This window comes from Micrococcus sp. KRD128 (assembly GCF_017168395.1).
GTDB classification, from domain to species: Bacteria; Actinomycetota; Actinomycetes; order Actinomycetales; family Micrococcaceae; genus Micrococcus; species Micrococcus luteus.
The window spans coordinates 100,143-113,189 of sequence record NZ_JABFAX010000013.1 but is presented as its reverse complement, the minus strand read 5'-3'; the positions used below and the strand labels follow the sequence as shown (position 1 = coordinate 113,189).

16 protein-coding genes are annotated in these 13,047 nt (G+C 74.1%); 7 read left to right on the top strand and 9 right to left on the bottom strand.

Annotated features, from left to right (window positions below):
• The first annotated feature begins 48 nt into the window (after nt 1-48).
• Nucleotides 49-489: a hotdog fold thioesterase gene (locus tag J1M44_RS05990; RefSeq protein WP_060775165.1), complete on the top strand. Its 441-nt coding sequence runs from the start codon at nt 49-51 to the stop codon at nt 487-489.
• Nucleotides 486-803, top strand: a complete 318-nt coding sequence (locus tag J1M44_RS05985; protein ID WP_206480752.1) for an antibiotic biosynthesis monooxygenase — start codon at nt 486-488, stop codon at nt 801-803. The genes J1M44_RS05990 and J1M44_RS05985 overlap by 4 nt, the downstream gene beginning before the upstream one ends.
• Nucleotides 804-948: 145 nt before the next feature.
• On the opposite strand, the gene J1M44_RS05980 is transcribed toward J1M44_RS05985, so the two are convergent.
• Nucleotides 949-1,503: an SRPBCC family protein gene (locus J1M44_RS05980; protein ID WP_060775166.1), complete on the bottom strand. Its 555-nt coding sequence runs from the start codon at nt 1,501-1,503 to the stop codon at nt 949-951.
• 111 nt (nt 1,504-1,614) lie between these two features.
• Between J1M44_RS05980 and J1M44_RS05975 the strand changes: the two genes are divergently transcribed.
• The gene (locus J1M44_RS05975; RefSeq protein ID WP_002856803.1) at nt 1,615-2,028 is read left to right on the top strand and encodes a DUF4259 domain-containing protein; all 414 of its coding nucleotides are present in this window, start codon (nt 1,615-1,617) and stop codon (nt 2,026-2,028) included.
• A gap of 45 nt (nt 2,029-2,073) precedes the next feature.
• Here the strand turns inward: J1M44_RS05975 and J1M44_RS05970 are convergent, their stop codons facing one another.
• From J1M44_RS05970 to J1M44_RS05955, 4 genes are read right to left on the bottom strand one after another with little or no spacing between them, the layout of a single operon-like run.
• Complete coding sequence (locus tag J1M44_RS05970) at nt 2,074-4,536, bottom strand: heavy metal translocating P-type ATPase (RefSeq protein WP_206480751.1); 2,463 nt, start codon at nt 4,534-4,536, stop codon at nt 2,074-2,076.
• 5 nt (nt 4,537-4,541) lie between these two features.
• A complete protein-coding gene (locus J1M44_RS05965) occupies nt 4,542-4,760 on the bottom strand; it encodes a heavy-metal-associated domain-containing protein (RefSeq protein WP_049158568.1) in 219 nt (72 codons plus the stop codon).
• A gap of 41 nt (nt 4,761-4,801) precedes the next feature.
• A complete protein-coding gene (locus J1M44_RS05960; protein WP_002856860.1) occupies nt 4,802-5,182 on the bottom strand; it encodes a metal-sensitive transcriptional regulator in 381 nt (126 codons plus the stop codon).
• A 39-nt stretch (nt 5,183-5,221) separates the two neighbouring features.
• A complete protein-coding gene (locus J1M44_RS05955) occupies nt 5,222-5,986 on the bottom strand; it encodes an arsenate-mycothiol transferase ArsC (RefSeq protein WP_206480750.1) in 765 nt (254 codons plus the stop codon).
• A gap of 197 nt (nt 5,987-6,183) precedes the next feature.
• On the opposite strand from J1M44_RS05955, the gene J1M44_RS05950 reads away from it, so the two are divergent.
• A complete protein-coding gene (locus J1M44_RS05950) occupies nt 6,184-7,428 on the top strand; it encodes an isochorismate synthase (protein WP_206480749.1) in 1,245 nt (414 codons plus the stop codon).
• 242 nt (nt 7,429-7,670) lie between these two features.
• Here the strand turns inward: J1M44_RS05950 and J1M44_RS05945 are convergent, their stop codons facing one another.
• Entirely contained in the window at nt 7,671-7,943 is a 273-nt protein-coding gene (locus tag J1M44_RS05945) for a three-helix bundle dimerization domain-containing protein (protein ID WP_342356575.1), read from the bottom strand.
• Nucleotides 7,944-8,288: 345 nt separating this feature from the next.
• Here J1M44_RS05945 and J1M44_RS05940 point away from each other — a divergent pair, with 345 nt between their 5' ends.
• Nucleotides 8,289-9,161, top strand: a complete 873-nt coding sequence (locus J1M44_RS05940) for an oxygenase MpaB family protein (protein ID WP_206480747.1) — start codon at nt 8,289-8,291, stop codon at nt 9,159-9,161.
• On the top strand, nt 9,154-10,551 hold the full coding sequence (gene rlmN / locus J1M44_RS05935; RefSeq protein WP_002856876.1) for a 23S rRNA (adenine(2503)-C(2))-methyltransferase RlmN: 1,398 nt from the start codon (nt 9,154-9,156) through the stop codon (nt 10,549-10,551). The genes J1M44_RS05940 and rlmN overlap by 8 nt, the downstream gene beginning before the upstream one ends.
• 175 nt (nt 10,552-10,726) lie before the next feature.
• Here rlmN and J1M44_RS05930 read toward each other — a convergent pair whose 3' ends face one another.
• A complete protein-coding gene (locus tag J1M44_RS05930; RefSeq protein ID WP_002857343.1) occupies nt 10,727-11,209 on the bottom strand; it encodes a pyridoxamine 5'-phosphate oxidase family protein in 483 nt (160 codons plus the stop codon).
• 96 nt (nt 11,210-11,305) lie between these two features.
• Complete coding sequence (gene aroQ / locus J1M44_RS05925; RefSeq protein ID WP_206398203.1) at nt 11,306-11,758, bottom strand: type II 3-dehydroquinate dehydratase; 453 nt, start codon at nt 11,756-11,758, stop codon at nt 11,306-11,308.
• Between the two features lie 212 nt (nt 11,759-11,970).
• Between aroQ and trxA the strand changes: the two genes are divergently transcribed.
• Complete coding sequence (trxA, locus tag J1M44_RS05920) at nt 11,971-12,411, top strand: thioredoxin (RefSeq protein ID WP_002857345.1); 441 nt, start codon at nt 11,971-11,973, stop codon at nt 12,409-12,411.
• 30 nt (nt 12,412-12,441) lie between these two features.
• Here the strand turns inward: trxA and idi are convergent.
• A partial coding sequence (gene idi, locus J1M44_RS05915; protein WP_241252849.1) for an isopentenyl-diphosphate Delta-isomerase occupies nt 12,442-13,047 on the bottom strand: 606 nt, incomplete at its 5' end.

The window sequence follows — 13,047 nt, the reverse complement described above, 5'->3', positions numbered from 1 at the left end:
GCCGCCACCCTAGGTGCGGGGCGGCGCGACCTGCGACATCATGGGCCCATGACTGAGACCCCCCAGAGCTCGTCCGGCCAGAGCCGGGACGAGATCCTCGCCCGCCTCGAGGAGATCTACGCGAACGACCCCGCGGTGCGCGAGCACGGGGTCACCCTCGGCGAGGTGGCCGAGGGGCACGTGGTGCTGCACCGCGACGTCACCGCGGACATGGTGAACTCCCATGAGATCTGCCACGGCGGCTTCCTGTTCCACCTTGCGGACTCGGCGCTGGCGTACTGCGTGGCGACCTTCGGCGCCGCGCCCGTCACCCGGCGCGCCGAGATCACCTACGTGGCGCCCGCCAGGCTCGGCACGCAGCTCGTGGCGACTGCCCGCCAGTCGGTGGAGTTCGGCCGCGACCGCATGATCGAGGTCGGCATCGAGGCGGACGGCCAGCTCGTCGCCTGGTTCACCGGCCACTCCACGAGCCCGCGGGTGCACGCATGAGCGCCGGGCAGGACGCGACGACGGCCGGGCCGGTCGTCGAGTCGGTGGAGCTGCACGTGGCCGCGGGGGCGGAGGCGGCGTTCGAGGCCGCCGTCGCCGAGGCCGAGCCGCTGTTCCGGGACGGGGGCGCGACGTCCTTCGCGCTGTCCCGGCAGGTGGAGGAGCCGGCGCGCTACCGGCTGCTGATCGGCTGGCGCACGCTCGAGGACCACACCGTGGCCTTCCGCGGGTCCGACTCGTTCCTCGCGTGGCGTGCGCTCGTCACCCCGCACCTGACGCAGCTGCCGGCCGCGACCCACTGGTCCGCCGTCTGACCCCCGCACCCCCGCTTTCGTTCGGGAAACGGCGGTCGTCAGCGCGTTTTCGTTCGGGAAACGGCGCGAGGGCTGACCGTTTCCCGAACGAAAGTGCGCCGACACGCCGCCGTTTCCCGAACGAAAGTGCGGAGACGCGGTCGGTTCAGAGGTGGCGGCCCGCCAGCCGCGTGAGGCTCGACTGGATGCCCCGCCCGTTGTCCGCCGGCACCCGCAGCAGCTCGTACGCGCGGCGCACGGCCGGCCGGGCCCACGAGTAGTCGAAGGTCTCGGTGACCTCGGTGGTGCCGTCCCCGTTGTCCTGGAACGCCCAGCGCCACCGGTGTCCGCCCGGGTGGGCCCACTCCACGAGCTCGTCCTCGTCGACGGCGGTGGCGGTCAGCGTCATCGTGTACGGCACCCCGTACTTCCGCATGGCCACGCGGAACCGGTCGCCCACGGCCAGCCGGTGCGGCCCGCTCACCTTCGGCCGCACGGTCCCGGACCCGTCCGCCTCGTGATGGCGGTGCGGGTCCGCGAGCATCGCCCACAGCTCCTGCGCCGGCGCGGCCACGGTGACCCGGTAGGACACCTGGTGCTCGCCGGTCTCCACGCGCTCGGGCCATGCCGCCTGCGGGGCGGCCTGCGGCAGCCCGGACGACGACGGCGCGGCGGACTCGGTCTCGGGGGTGGCGGACGAGGGGGTCGGCTCGGTGCTCATGCCGCCCAGTCTAGGAACCGCCGCGGACACCGGAAGCGGAGGCGACGGCACCCCTCGGCGGGACACCACAGCACTCTTGCCGGGGGCCCGCCCCGGGCCTAGGGTCAGGTCATGGGCGCATGGGGCAGAAACGTCTTCCAGAACGACACGGCGTTGGACATCGTGGACGAGGTCCTCGACGGCACCTTCGACCTGGACGAGTTCCGCAGGAACTTCCGTCGCGACGAGGACGAGGGATACCTGACCGCGAGCCAGGGCGCCGCACTCCTCACCCTCGGGGCGCTCGTGCGGATCGCTCGGAACGAGGACCACGCCGACCTCGAGGCCCTGCTCGAGCACGCGGAGACGGACGAGGTGGACCTCACCGCCTTCATCGACCAGTTCTCGGACGAGGACATCGAGACCCTGCGCGAGCTGATCGGCGTGGTCATCCGCGAGCCCTCCTGCTCCGAGCTCTACCAGCTCTGGGAGGAGTCCGGCGAACTCGAGCAGTGGCTCGAGTACTCCCGCGAATGCCTGCCCTGACCGGCCGGGCCGGGGCGGACCCGGCCCGGCCGGCCCCGCCCCGGCTCAGCGCGCGTAGCGGGTGAGCCGCAGCGAGTTCAGCACCACGAGCACGCTCGAGGCCGCCATCGCGCCGCCGGCGATCATCGGGTTGAGCAGGCCCAGGGCCGCGACTGGGATGCCGAGCACGTTGTAGAGGAACGCCCAGAACAGGTTCATCCGGATGATCCCCAGGGTGCGGCGGCTCAGGTCGAGCGCCTGGACCACCTGGTGCAGGTCGTCGCCCATCACGGTGATCTGCGCGGCCTCACGGGCCACATCCGTCCCCGAGCCCATCGCGATGCCCATGTCCGCGGCGGCCAGGGCCGGGGCGTCGTTGACGCCGTCGCCGACCATGGCCACCACGCGACCCTCGGACTGGAGCCGGCGGACCACGTCCACCTTGTCCTCGGGGCGCACGCCGGCCACCACGTCCTCGGCCGGGATCCCGACGGCGTCCGCCACCTGGGTGGCGACGGCGGCGTTGTCACCGGTCACCAGCAGCGGGCGCAGGCCGAGCTCCTTGAGCCGGGCGATGGCCTCCGCCGAGGTCTCCTTCACGGTGTCCCGCACGGACAGGACGCCCGCCACCCGGCCGCCGACCGCGACCCACACGGCCGTGGCGCCGGCCTGCTCCGCCGCCTCGAACGCGGCCCGGTGTTCGGCGGGGATGCCGCCGTCGAGGGCGGTCTCGAGGACGGAGCCGCGGCCGACGGCCACGCGGACCGGGGCCGGGCCCGCGGCGCCGTGCGCGCCGGAGCCGAGGGCGCCGTCGTCGTGGGGGAGGGCCACCAGCCCGGACACGCCGCCGCCGGCCGTGGAGGCGAAGTCCGCCACGTCGGGCACGCTCAGGCCGCGCTCCTCGGCGCCGGTCACGATCGCGCGGGCGATCGGGTGCTCGGACCCGCGCTCGACGGCGGCCGCCAGGGTCAGCAGGACGTCGGCGGCCCGGTCCGGCGCCGTTTCGGCCACGAAAGCGCTCCGGGGAGCGTCCGTCTCGGCCACGAAAGTGGGGTCGAGGACGAGCACGTCCGCCAGCGCCATGCGGCCCTCGGTCACGGTGCCGGTCTTGTCCAGCACGATCGTGTCCACGGTGCGCGAGTCCTCGAGCACCTCGGGGCCGCGGATGAGGATGCCCAGCTGCGAGGCGCGGCCGGTGCCGGCCAGCAGGCCGACCGGGGTCGCCAGGCCGAGGGCGCACGGGCACGCGATCACGAGCACGGCCAGGCCGGCGCGCAGCGCGGACGGCAGGTCGCCGGTCACGAGCATCCACACCGCGAAGGTCAGCACGGCGATCCCGAGCACGATCGGCACGAACACGGCGGAGATCCGGTCGGCCAGCCGGGCCACGCGCGCCTTGCCGGTCTGCGCCTCGGAGACGAGCCGCCCCATCTGGGCGAGCGTCGTGTCCGAGCCGACCCGCGTCGCGCGGGCCACGAGCCGGCCCGAGGTGTTCAGGGTGGCGCCGGTGAGGGCGTCCCCGGGGCCGACCTCCACGGGCACGGACTCGCCCGTGAGCAGGGAGGCGTCCACGGCGGAGGTGCCCTCGAGCACCTCGGCGTCCGTGGGCACCTTCTCACCGGGGCGGATCAGCACGACGTCGCCCGGCGCGAGGGACTCGGCAGGCACCGTGCGCTCGTCGTGGGTCTCCGGGTCGTAGAGGGTGGCCCGGGCCGCGCCCAGGTCCAGGAGCGCGCGCAGCGCGGCGCCGGCCTCACGCTTGGCGCGGGCCTCGAGCCAGCGGCCCAGCAGCAGGAACGTGGTGATGACCGCGGCCGCCTCGAAGTACAGGCTGTGGTGGGCCATCTCCGCCATGGTCCCGCCCACATGGGCCGTCATGTCCGGCGCCAGGATCAGCTCCACGGCCGAGAAGAAGAAGGAGACGAGCACGCCCAGGGACACGAGGGTGTCCATCGTGGACGAGCCGTGCCGGGCCGCGCGGAACGCCGCCGAGTGGAACGGCCACGCCGCCCACAGCGCCACGGGCGCCGCCAGGGCGAACGCGACCCAGCCCCAGTGCGGGAACTGCAGCGCCGGGACCATGGAGATCAGCACGAGCGGCACCGTCAGCACCGCCGCGCCGATCAGGCGCGGTTTGAGCACGTCCTCGCCCGGACCGTGGGCCATGTGGTCGTGGTGGTCCACGCCGTCATGGTCCGCGGCGTGCTCCTCGCCGTGGCCCTCGCCGTGGTCGGAGGTGTGCGCGTGCCCGGCGTGTCCGGCCGGCGGGGCGGGACGGCGCACGGTGGCGCCGTACCCGGCCTTCTCGACGGCGGCCACGAGCTCCTCGTCCGACACGTCGGCGGGCGCGGTGACGGTGGCCTGCTCGAGCGGCAGGTTCACGGACGCCGTGACGCCCTCGAGCTTGCCCAGCTTGCGCTCGACGCGGCCCACGCACGAGGCGCAGGTCATGCCGGTGACGTCCAGGTCGACGCGGCGGGTGGTCTCGGACTGCGGGCCGGCCGGTGCGGAGGAGGCGGGGTGGGTCATGGGGCTCAGCCCTCCACCAGCGTGTAGCCGGCCTCCTCGACGGCGGCGCGCGCGGCGGCGGGGTCGAGGGGGCCCTCGGAGGTGACGGAGGCGGTGGACACGCCCCCGGCGTTCAGGTCGACGTCCACGGCGGAGACGCCGGCGATCTCACCGAGCTCCTCCCGGACGGAGGCGACGCAGTGGCCGCAGGTCATGCCGGTGATCTTCAGGTCGGTGGTGGTCATCTCATGCTCCTCGTGCGGTGGTGGGTGGGCGACGGCGCCGGTCAGCGCAGCAGGCGGCCGAGGGCGGCCGTCGCCTCGGCGACCTTCTCGTCGATGAGCTCGGTGCGGCCTTCCGCCTCGGCCTGCACCGCGGCCTCCGCCACGCAGTGACGCAGGTGCTCCGAGGTGAGGTTCAGGCTGAGGGACTGCAGCGCCTTCGTGACGGCGGCGACCTGCGTGAGGACGTCGATGCAGTACACGTCCTCGTCCACCATGCGGTGGAGGCCGCGCACCTGCCCCTCGATGCGGCGCAGTCGCGCCAGGTGCTTCGCCTTGTCCCGGTGGACCTCGTGCGGGGGCCGGTGGCCGTCGCAGGCGTCCGCCGCGGCCGACGGAAGGGGCGAGGCGGCGGCGGGCGCCGTCGTCGTGCTGTCCGTGCTCATACCCCCGTTCTATACCCCAGGGGGGTATAGGTCAAGGGGTCAGCCGGCGCGGGTGTCCTCGTCCGGCAGCGGGACGGCGGCTTCGCCCAGATCGGCGATCAGACCGCGGACCTGCAGGTCCAGGGCGTCGCGCACGCCGCGCACCTGCTCGAGGCTCATGCCGCGGATCGACGGCACGGACCACGTCTGCACCTGTGCGCCCTCGGGGATCTCGAACGGATCCGCGCCGTCGAAGAGCACCACGATCTCGGCGGCCCGGAGCACGTCCGGGTCCAGGCCCTTGGTGTACGTGTGGTGCAGCGGGATGCCGATCTCGTTCATCGCCTCGAACGCGGTGGAGATGACCTCGCCGGCGGGCTCCGTGCCGGCCGAGCGGGCCCTGACCTCGCCGTGGGTGCGGTTCTCGAGCAGGGCCGCGGCCATCTGCGAGCGGCCGGCGTTGCCGTGGCAGACGAACAGCACACGCGGGTGGCGGGACTCGATGCTGCCCTGGTTGATCGCCCTGGCGCGCAGGCGCGAGGCGGCATGCTGCACCGAGGTGGTCGGCAGCATCTCCGGGTGGCGGCTCGTCGCGGCGAGCTCGGCGTAGGAGTCGAACAGGAGCTGACGCACCGTCGCCTCGTCGGCCACGCCGGGGAAGCGCGCCATCAGGGGCCCGACCTCGCGCTCCAGCACGTGCGCGGCCATCCCGTGCGGCACGGGGCCCACCGCGGCGGGGGTGTCCGGCGCGGCCGTCGTGTCCAGTGGCATGTCGTCCACCGCCGTGGCGTGATCGGCGTGGGGGTCCGGGGGGATGGGGGCCATGATGCGAGTCCTCCGGGGAAGGCGGTCGGTTGAGCGCGAGGTGAACGGGTGCCCCCACCCTGCGCCGTGGGGTGTGCCGGCGCAAGCCTTGACGGGATCCCTCCGCGCCCGAGACGCCGCTCGCCGCGGTCGTCGGGGCGGCGGCCGAGGCCCGGGCCCGGAGCGGGGGTCCGCCGAGGTGGGAGAGAATGGGGGCCATGTCTGTCCGCTCCCTGCTCCCGGACCTCGGCACCCCCGCGACCGGGACCCCCGAGGCCGCCGTCCCCCCGTTCGCCCGGGCGGTGCTGTGGGCGCACGGGGACGACGCGTGGCGGGGCGAGGGCGGCTGGACCGTGCTCCTGGACGGCACCGACCGGCTCCGCCGGCTCTCCGCGCTGTGGCAGGCCGCCGTCGCCGGGCGACCGGACCCGACGGCCCCGCTGCGGGGCTGGATCTCCTCGACCTTCGCCGATGACTCTCCCGAGCCTGCGGTCCTGCGCATCCCCGCGGATCTGCGCCGCGCCACGCCGTCCGGCGTGCGAGACGTGGCCCAGCACGTGGACGCGGACGCGCTCGCAGCCGCCGTCGCCGCGGACGGTGCAGCCCGGCTGCTGGCCGACGGCGAGGTGCCCCTGCCCGCCGACGTCGCCGACCGTGCCTGGGACGACACCGGCTACGCGGCCGGCGTGCGCGAGCTGCTGACGCGGATGGCCGACTCGGGCGGGGAGCTGGCGAAGGTCGTGATCAGCCGCACGATGACCGTCCCCGCGGACGACGCCGACCTGTGGCGGGCGATCGGGGCCCTGCGCCGCGAGTACCCGCAGACCTGGGTGTTCGCCGTCGGCGGGCTGCTGGGCGCCACGCCCGAGGTCCTTGCCACGCGGCACGCGGGGCTCGTGGGCTCGCGGGTGCTGGCGGGGTCCATGCCGCGCGGCGCGGACGAGGAGGAGGACGCCGCGCTGCGGGAGCGGCTGGCCTCCGATCCGCGGCTGGCGGAGGAACATCGCTGGGCGGCGCGGTCGGTGCTGGACGCGCTGGCTCCCGTCGTCGACCTCGCCGACGACGACCCCGCACCCACCGTCCTGACCCTGCCGAACGTGCACCACCTGGCCACGTCCGTGCGCGGCCGGCTGCGGGACGGGCGGGGGACCGTGCTGGACGTGGTGGCCGCGCTGCATCCGACGGCGGCCGTCGGCGGGACCCCCACGCCGGACGCGGTGCGGGTGATCGCCGAGGTCGAGCCCGTGGACCGCGGCCGCTACGCCGGGCCGGTCGGGTGGCTCGACCAGGACGGCGACGGCGAGATCGCCCTGGCGCTGCGCTGCGGCCAGCAGGTGCCCGGCGGGGTGCGGCTGCAGGCCGGGGGCGGGATGGTCCCGGGAGCGGTGCCCGAGGAGGAGGTCACGGAGATCCGGGCCAAGTTCCTGCCGATGCGCCGGGCGCTGGGCGTCGCCGAGGACTGAGGCCTCCCGCGCCGTGCCCCCCGTCCGCGTCACCCACGCTTTCGTGTAGGAAACGGCGGCGTGTCGCGGTGCTTTCGTGTGAGAAACGGCGCCGCACCTCGGAGTCGTGTGGGCGGCGATGGAACGGCGCCCCGGAGCGTTCACGCCGTTTCTCGGACGAAAGCGTCCTGGGAGGCGAGAAGACCCGCCGGCCACGGCCCCTCGCGGGGCGGGCCGACGGGTCGTCGCGTCGGTGTGAGGGATCAGGCGGCGACGGCCATGGCCTCGTGGGCCGGCGTCGCGGCCTGGAGGCGGCGGGCGGCCTCGCGCTCGGCGAGGGCCGGCAGGAAGGTGGTGATACGGGCGCCGCGCTTGAGGTCGGCGACGACCTCGCGGACGACCGAGCGGACGGTCTCGGCGGTGACGGTGCCCTCGAAACGGCGGAGGAGGGTCTCCTCGACGTGCTGGAGCACGTGGCGCTGCATGAGGGCGCTCGGTGCGGCGGGCAGGTGGTGGCTGGTCGTGTTGATGCTCACGGTGAGCACCTCCTTCGGTTGCCGGACCACGAGTCCGGCGGATCGTCGCGGCGGGGCCGCGGGTGGTGGGTTCGGTGGAGTCCCGACCTCGCGTTCAGTAAACGCTGGGTGAACTGCTTGTGAACAAGTTTACAGATTTTCTCCCGGCGTGCAACTCCGCGTTCACCGACGTGACCTGTAACACCCTGTCGCGCAGGTCTGCACAGCGCTGAATCGGCGCAATCACGCGGCTTTCGTGTCGAGGTGCCACGAGCGCCAGGCCGACAGCAAGATGAACAGAAGGTGAACAGCGCCGTTCATCTTCGCCCCCTGCCCCTCCGCTCGACCCGGTGCGAGGCTGGGACCATGCGCCCCGACCGCCACTCCGCCCCGACCTCCGCGGCCGCCCTCGCCCGCGAGGCCGTGATCCTCGCCGGCGCCGGTGCGGCGATCCTGCTCCAGGTGGCGCACCAGCCGGTGGGGGCCGGCGTCGCCGTCCACTCCCGGTTCACCGAGGACCCGATGCGCCGGCTCCGCCACACGCTCGCCTACATCTACGCGGTCACCCTCCCCGAGGCCGCGCCGGTGCGCGACGCGGTCGTCGAGCGGGTGCGGGCGGCGCACCGCCCGGTCCGCGGGGTCGACGCCGGAGGCCACCCCTACGACGCCGCCGACCCGGACGCCCAGCTCTGGGTGGCCGCCACCCTCTACGCGATGGGAGAGCAGGTGCGCCGCCGGGTGTGGGGGGCCCTCGACGCCGAGGACGCCGACCGCCTCTACCGCGGGTACGCCCCGCTCGCCACGAGCCTCGAGGTCCCCGCCTCCGCCTGGCCGGCCGACCGCGCGGCGTTCGCGGCCTACTGGGACGACCGGGTGGCCCGGCTCGAGGTCACGGACGACGCGCGGCGGATCGCCGCCGACCTGTTCTCCGGCCAGGGCGTCCCCCTGCCACTGCGCGCGGCCCTGCCCCTGGCCCGGTTCGTCACCGCCGGCCTCCTCCCGGGGCGCGTGCGCGCCGGCCTCGGCTGGTCCTGGACCGGGCGAGACTCCGTCCGGGAGGCACGCTTCTGGGGGCTGGCGCGCACCCTGTACCGGCCGCTGCCGGCGACGGTGCGCGGCGTCGTCGTCCGCTGGGTCCTGCGGGGGCTGCCCCGGACGCCGGAGCCGCGCGGCGCCGTCGACGTGGAGGCGACCCGCCGCGAAGTCCGCCCCGTCTGGGAGAATGGTGCCGATGTCTGACTACCAGCCCCGCCGCCCCGGATCGAAGCCCACCCCGAACCGCCAGAGGGACCGCGCCGGCAAGCCGGCCCTCGGCCGCCCCGAGCGCGGCCTGATCGACGAGTCCGAGGCGCGCCAGCTCGCCGAGGACCGAGAGCGCATGCGCCGCGCCGGCGTCGGCCACCAGCTCTCCGCGCCCAAGCGCCGCGAGGCCGCCACCGCCGAGCGCCCCCAGGTGATGCCGAAGACCGAGGGCTGGACCCAGCCGATGGGCCCGGACGGCCGACCGCAGCTGCAGTTCAAGCAGCCGCGCGTCTCCCAGCCGCCCACCCACCTGGCCGACCTCACGCTGAAGGAGCGGCAGGAGAAGGCCAAGGAGATCGGGCTGCCGGCGTTCCGCGCCAAGCAGCTCTCGGTGCACTACTTCGAGCACTACACCACCGATCCGGAGCAGATGACGGACCTGCCCAGGGACAAGCGGGAGGCGATCGCGGAGGCGTTCTTCCCGCCGCTGCTCACCGAGGTCCGGCGCATGGAGACCGACCGCGGGGACACCGTCAAGTTCCTGTGGCGGCTGTTCGACGGCGCGCTCGTGGAGTCCGTGCTGATGCGGTACCCCGGCCGCGTGACGCTGTGCGTGTCCAGCCAGGCCGGCTGCGGGATGAACTGCCCGTTCTGCGCCACGGGCCAGGCCGGGCTGACCCGCAACATGTCCACGGCGGAGATCGTGGAGCAGATCGTGCTGGCCAACCAGGTGATCGCCGCCGGCGGACTGGGCGGCAAGCGCAAGGACGGCGGGCACGACGCCGACCGCGTCACCAACGTCGTGTTCATGGGCATGGGTGAGCCCCTGGCCAACTACAAGCGCGTGATGGCCGCCGTGCACCGCATGGTGGACCCCTCGCCTGAGGGCCTGGGCATGTCCGCGCGGAACATCACGCTGTCCACCGTGGGCCTGGTGCCGGCCATCCGGAAGCTGGCCGAGGAGGGGGTGCCGCTGACGTTCGCGCTGTCCCTGCACGCGCCGGACGACGAGCTGCGTGACGAGCTGATCCCCGTGAACTCGCGCTGGAAGGCGGACGAGGCGATCGACGCCGCGTACGACTACTTCGTGGCCACCGGCCGCCGGGTGTCCATCGAGTACGCGCTCATCAAGGACATGAACGACCACGCGTGGCGCGCCGACCTGCTGGCCAAGAAGCTCAACGCCCGGGGCAAGGGCTGGGTGCACGTGAACCCGATCCCGCTGAACCCGACGCCGGGCTCCATCTGGACCGCCTCGGAGAAGGACGTGACGCGCGAGTTCGTGGACCGGCTCAACGCCGCCGGCATCCCCACCACCCTGCGCGACACCCGCGGCAAGGAGATCGATGGCGCATGCGGCCAGCTGGCGGCCGAGGACGTCGACTGACCCGCCGAAGCCCCGCGCGCGGCGCTCGCTTTCGTTGACGAAACGGGCGTCTCCAGCGGTGCTTTCGTTGACGAGAACAGGGGCGGCCCCGGCGTGATGCCGGGGCCGCCCCTCGTCCCGTCCGCTCACCGGCCCGTCCGCGGGCACGCCGCGGAGCCGGCGTCGGGCGGCGCCGTCAGAACCGGACGGTCTCGCTGTCGCCCGGCTCGGCGGTCCCGCCGGTGACCTTGGCCTTCACCAGCTCGACGGCGGTGGCCACCGCGCCCGGGGATTCCCAGAACTGGGCGGTGTCCACGTCCACGCGCACGAGCACGATCTGCGGATCCTCGGGGCTCGAGCCCTCACCGAAGAACGCCTCGGTGGCCGGGTTCCAGAACTCCTTCTTGCGCGCGTCGTCGCGGACGAGCTGGCCGTGGCCCGCGAGGGAGGCCCAGAAGTCCTTGTCCTGCACGGCGACGTTGACCGGGCGCTGCGGAGCGTCCGCGGCGACGTCGGAGGTGGCACGCGTGAGGAACCAGAGCGTGCCACCGTCCTCGGCCTGCTGCAGGCCCATCGGGCGGGTGACGAGTGTGCCGTCCTGCTCAGCGGTGGTCAGCATGCAGACGTTCACCTTCGCGAGCTTCTCGAGCAGACGGGCGCGGGGATCCTGGGTGCCCATGGCGTGACTCCTTCGTCGTCGGGTGCCGGCGCCCTGATGCGGCCACCGGCTCGTACTACCGACCCTAGGCACGGCCAGGCGGGTCCTGACCAGCGCTCAGCGGCGCACAGCCGCGGCGAGCCAGTCGACGGCGAGGGCGTAGCCCTGGACGCCCGCCCCGGCGATCACGACGTCGGCGACGGCGGAGACGTGCGAGTGGTGCCGGAACGCCTCGCGCCGGTGGATGTTGGAGATGTGCACCTCGGCGATCGGCCGGTCGACGGCGGCGAGGGCGTCGCGGATCGCGATGGAGGTGTGCGAGTACGCGGCGGGGTTGATGAGGACGCCCGCGTGGGAGGTGCGGGCCTCCTGAATCCAGTCGATGAGCTCGCCCTCGTGGTTGGACTGTCGGAAGTCCACGGTCAGCCCGTGCTCGGCCGCGCGGGCCTCGGTGAGCGCACGGACGTCGTCGAGGGTGGCCGTGCCGTAGACCTCGGGCTCGCGGGTGCCGAGCAGATTCAGGTTGGGGCCGTTGAGCACGAGCAGGGGCAGGGCGGCAGTGGCGGTCATGCGGTCAGTCTAGGAAGCGACGACGACGGCTCCCGTCTCGGCCACGACAGTGCGTGGAAGGCGCCCGTATCTCGAACGAAAGTGCCGGGACACGCCGCCGTTTCCCGAACGAAAGCGGGGTGGGGCGGAATAGGTGCGGCGGGGCGTCCGTTGTGGTCGGCAGGACGATCGCCGGCGTGAACGCGTCGGCCCCGCTGACGAAAGGACCCACCGTGGCCACCCAGGACCTGACCCTCGAGGAGTTCGGCTCCACCGTCGCCGAGAACGACACCGTGCTCGTGGACTTCTGGGCCGGCTGGTGCGGCCCGTGCCGCCAGTTCGCCCCCGTGTTCGAGGCCGCCTCGGAGAAGCACGACGACGTCGTGTTCGCCAAGGTCGACACGGAGGACCAGCAGCAGCTGGCGGCGATGGCCGGCATCACCTCCATCCCCACGCTCATGGCCTTCCGCGGCGGTGTGCTCGTGTTCTCCCAGGCCGGCGCCCTGCCGGGCACCGCGCTCGAGCAGCTGCTCGACCAGGTCAAGGGCCTCGACATCGCAGAGGTCCGCCGCCTGGCCGAGGAGCAGCAGGGCCAGCAGGGCGACGCCGAGCCGGCGCAGGACGAGGCCGTGCAGTCCACCGCCGCCCACCTCGACGACGTCAACGCCCGCTGACGGCCCGCACGGCGTCGCCGCTCCGGCCGCTCACCGCGGGTCGAACGCCCCCTGCTGCCACTGCTCCACGAGCCACGGGCTGAACGCCCGGGGGACGGCGGCCAGGGCGGCGGCCAGATCGGCCGGCTCCACCCAGCACCACTCCGCGACCTCGTCCCGCTCCGGGGCGGGGTCGCCGTGCATCCGGGCCCGGAACACCGGGCAGATCTCGTGCTCCTCCATGCCGGAGGCGTCTGCGGCCCGGTAGCGGAAGTCGGGGAGCACCTCGACGACGTCGGACACCTCCACGCCCAGCTCCTGCGGGGCGCGGCGCAGCACGGCCTCCGCGGGGGACTCGCCGGGGCCGGGGTGCCCGCAGAACCCGTTGGTCCACACCCCGGGGAACGCCGCCTTGCCCAGCGCCCGGCGGGTGAGCAGGAACCGGCCGGCCTCGTCGTACACGTGACAGGAGAAGGCCAGGTGCAGGGGCGTGCCGCCGTCCTCGGTGCGGCGGTGGACCGTGGCCTTGGCCTCCGTGCCCACGGCCTCGCCCTCCGGGGACAGCAGGACCACGCGCTCGACGTCGTCGGGTCCTGCGACCGGGACGTCCGAGACCGCCATCCACGGTCGGGCGACGGGGGAGGGGCGGTCGTGCGG

Coding starts and splice junctions, on each gene's coding strand:
- J1M44_RS05980 (WP_060775166.1), bottom strand. CDS start 1,503: ATGAGCACCGAGCCGACCCCCTCGTCCGCCACCCCCGAGACCGAGTCC.
- J1M44_RS05955 (WP_206480750.1), bottom strand. CDS start 5,986: ATGGCCCCCATCCCCCCGGACCCCCACGCCGATCACGCCACGGCGGTG.
- J1M44_RS05965 (WP_049158568.1), bottom strand. CDS start 4,760: ATGACCACCACCGACCTGAAGATCACCGGCATGACCTGCGGCCACTGC.
- J1M44_RS05950 (WP_206480749.1), top strand. CDS start 6,184: ATGTCTGTCCGCTCCCTGCTCCCGGACCTCGGCACCCCCGCGACCGGG.
- J1M44_RS05970 (WP_206480751.1), bottom strand. CDS start 4,536: ATGACCCACCCCGCCTCCTCCGCACCGGCCGGCCCGCAGTCCGAGACC.
- J1M44_RS05975 (WP_002856803.1), top strand. CDS start 1,615: ATGGGCGCATGGGGCAGAAACGTCTTCCAGAACGACACGGCGTTGGAC.
- J1M44_RS05990 (WP_060775165.1), top strand. CDS start 49: ATGACTGAGACCCCCCAGAGCTCGTCCGGCCAGAGCCGGGACGAGATC.
- J1M44_RS05985 (WP_206480752.1), top strand. CDS start 486: ATGAGCGCCGGGCAGGACGCGACGACGGCCGGGCCGGTCGTCGAGTCG.
- aroQ (WP_206398203.1), bottom strand. CDS start 11,758: ATGACCGCCACTGCCGCCCTGCCCCTGCTCGTGCTCAACGGCCCCAAC.
- J1M44_RS05940 (WP_206480747.1), top strand. CDS start 8,289: ATGCGCCCCGACCGCCACTCCGCCCCGACCTCCGCGGCCGCCCTCGCC.
- J1M44_RS05960 (WP_002856860.1), bottom strand. CDS start 5,182: ATGAGCACGGACAGCACGACGACGGCGCCCGCCGCCGCCTCGCCCCTT.
- rlmN (WP_002856876.1), top strand. CDS start 9,154: ATGTCTGACTACCAGCCCCGCCGCCCCGGATCGAAGCCCACCCCGAAC.
- J1M44_RS05930 (WP_002857343.1), bottom strand. CDS start 11,209: ATGGGCACCCAGGATCCCCGCGCCCGTCTGCTCGAGAAGCTCGCGAAG.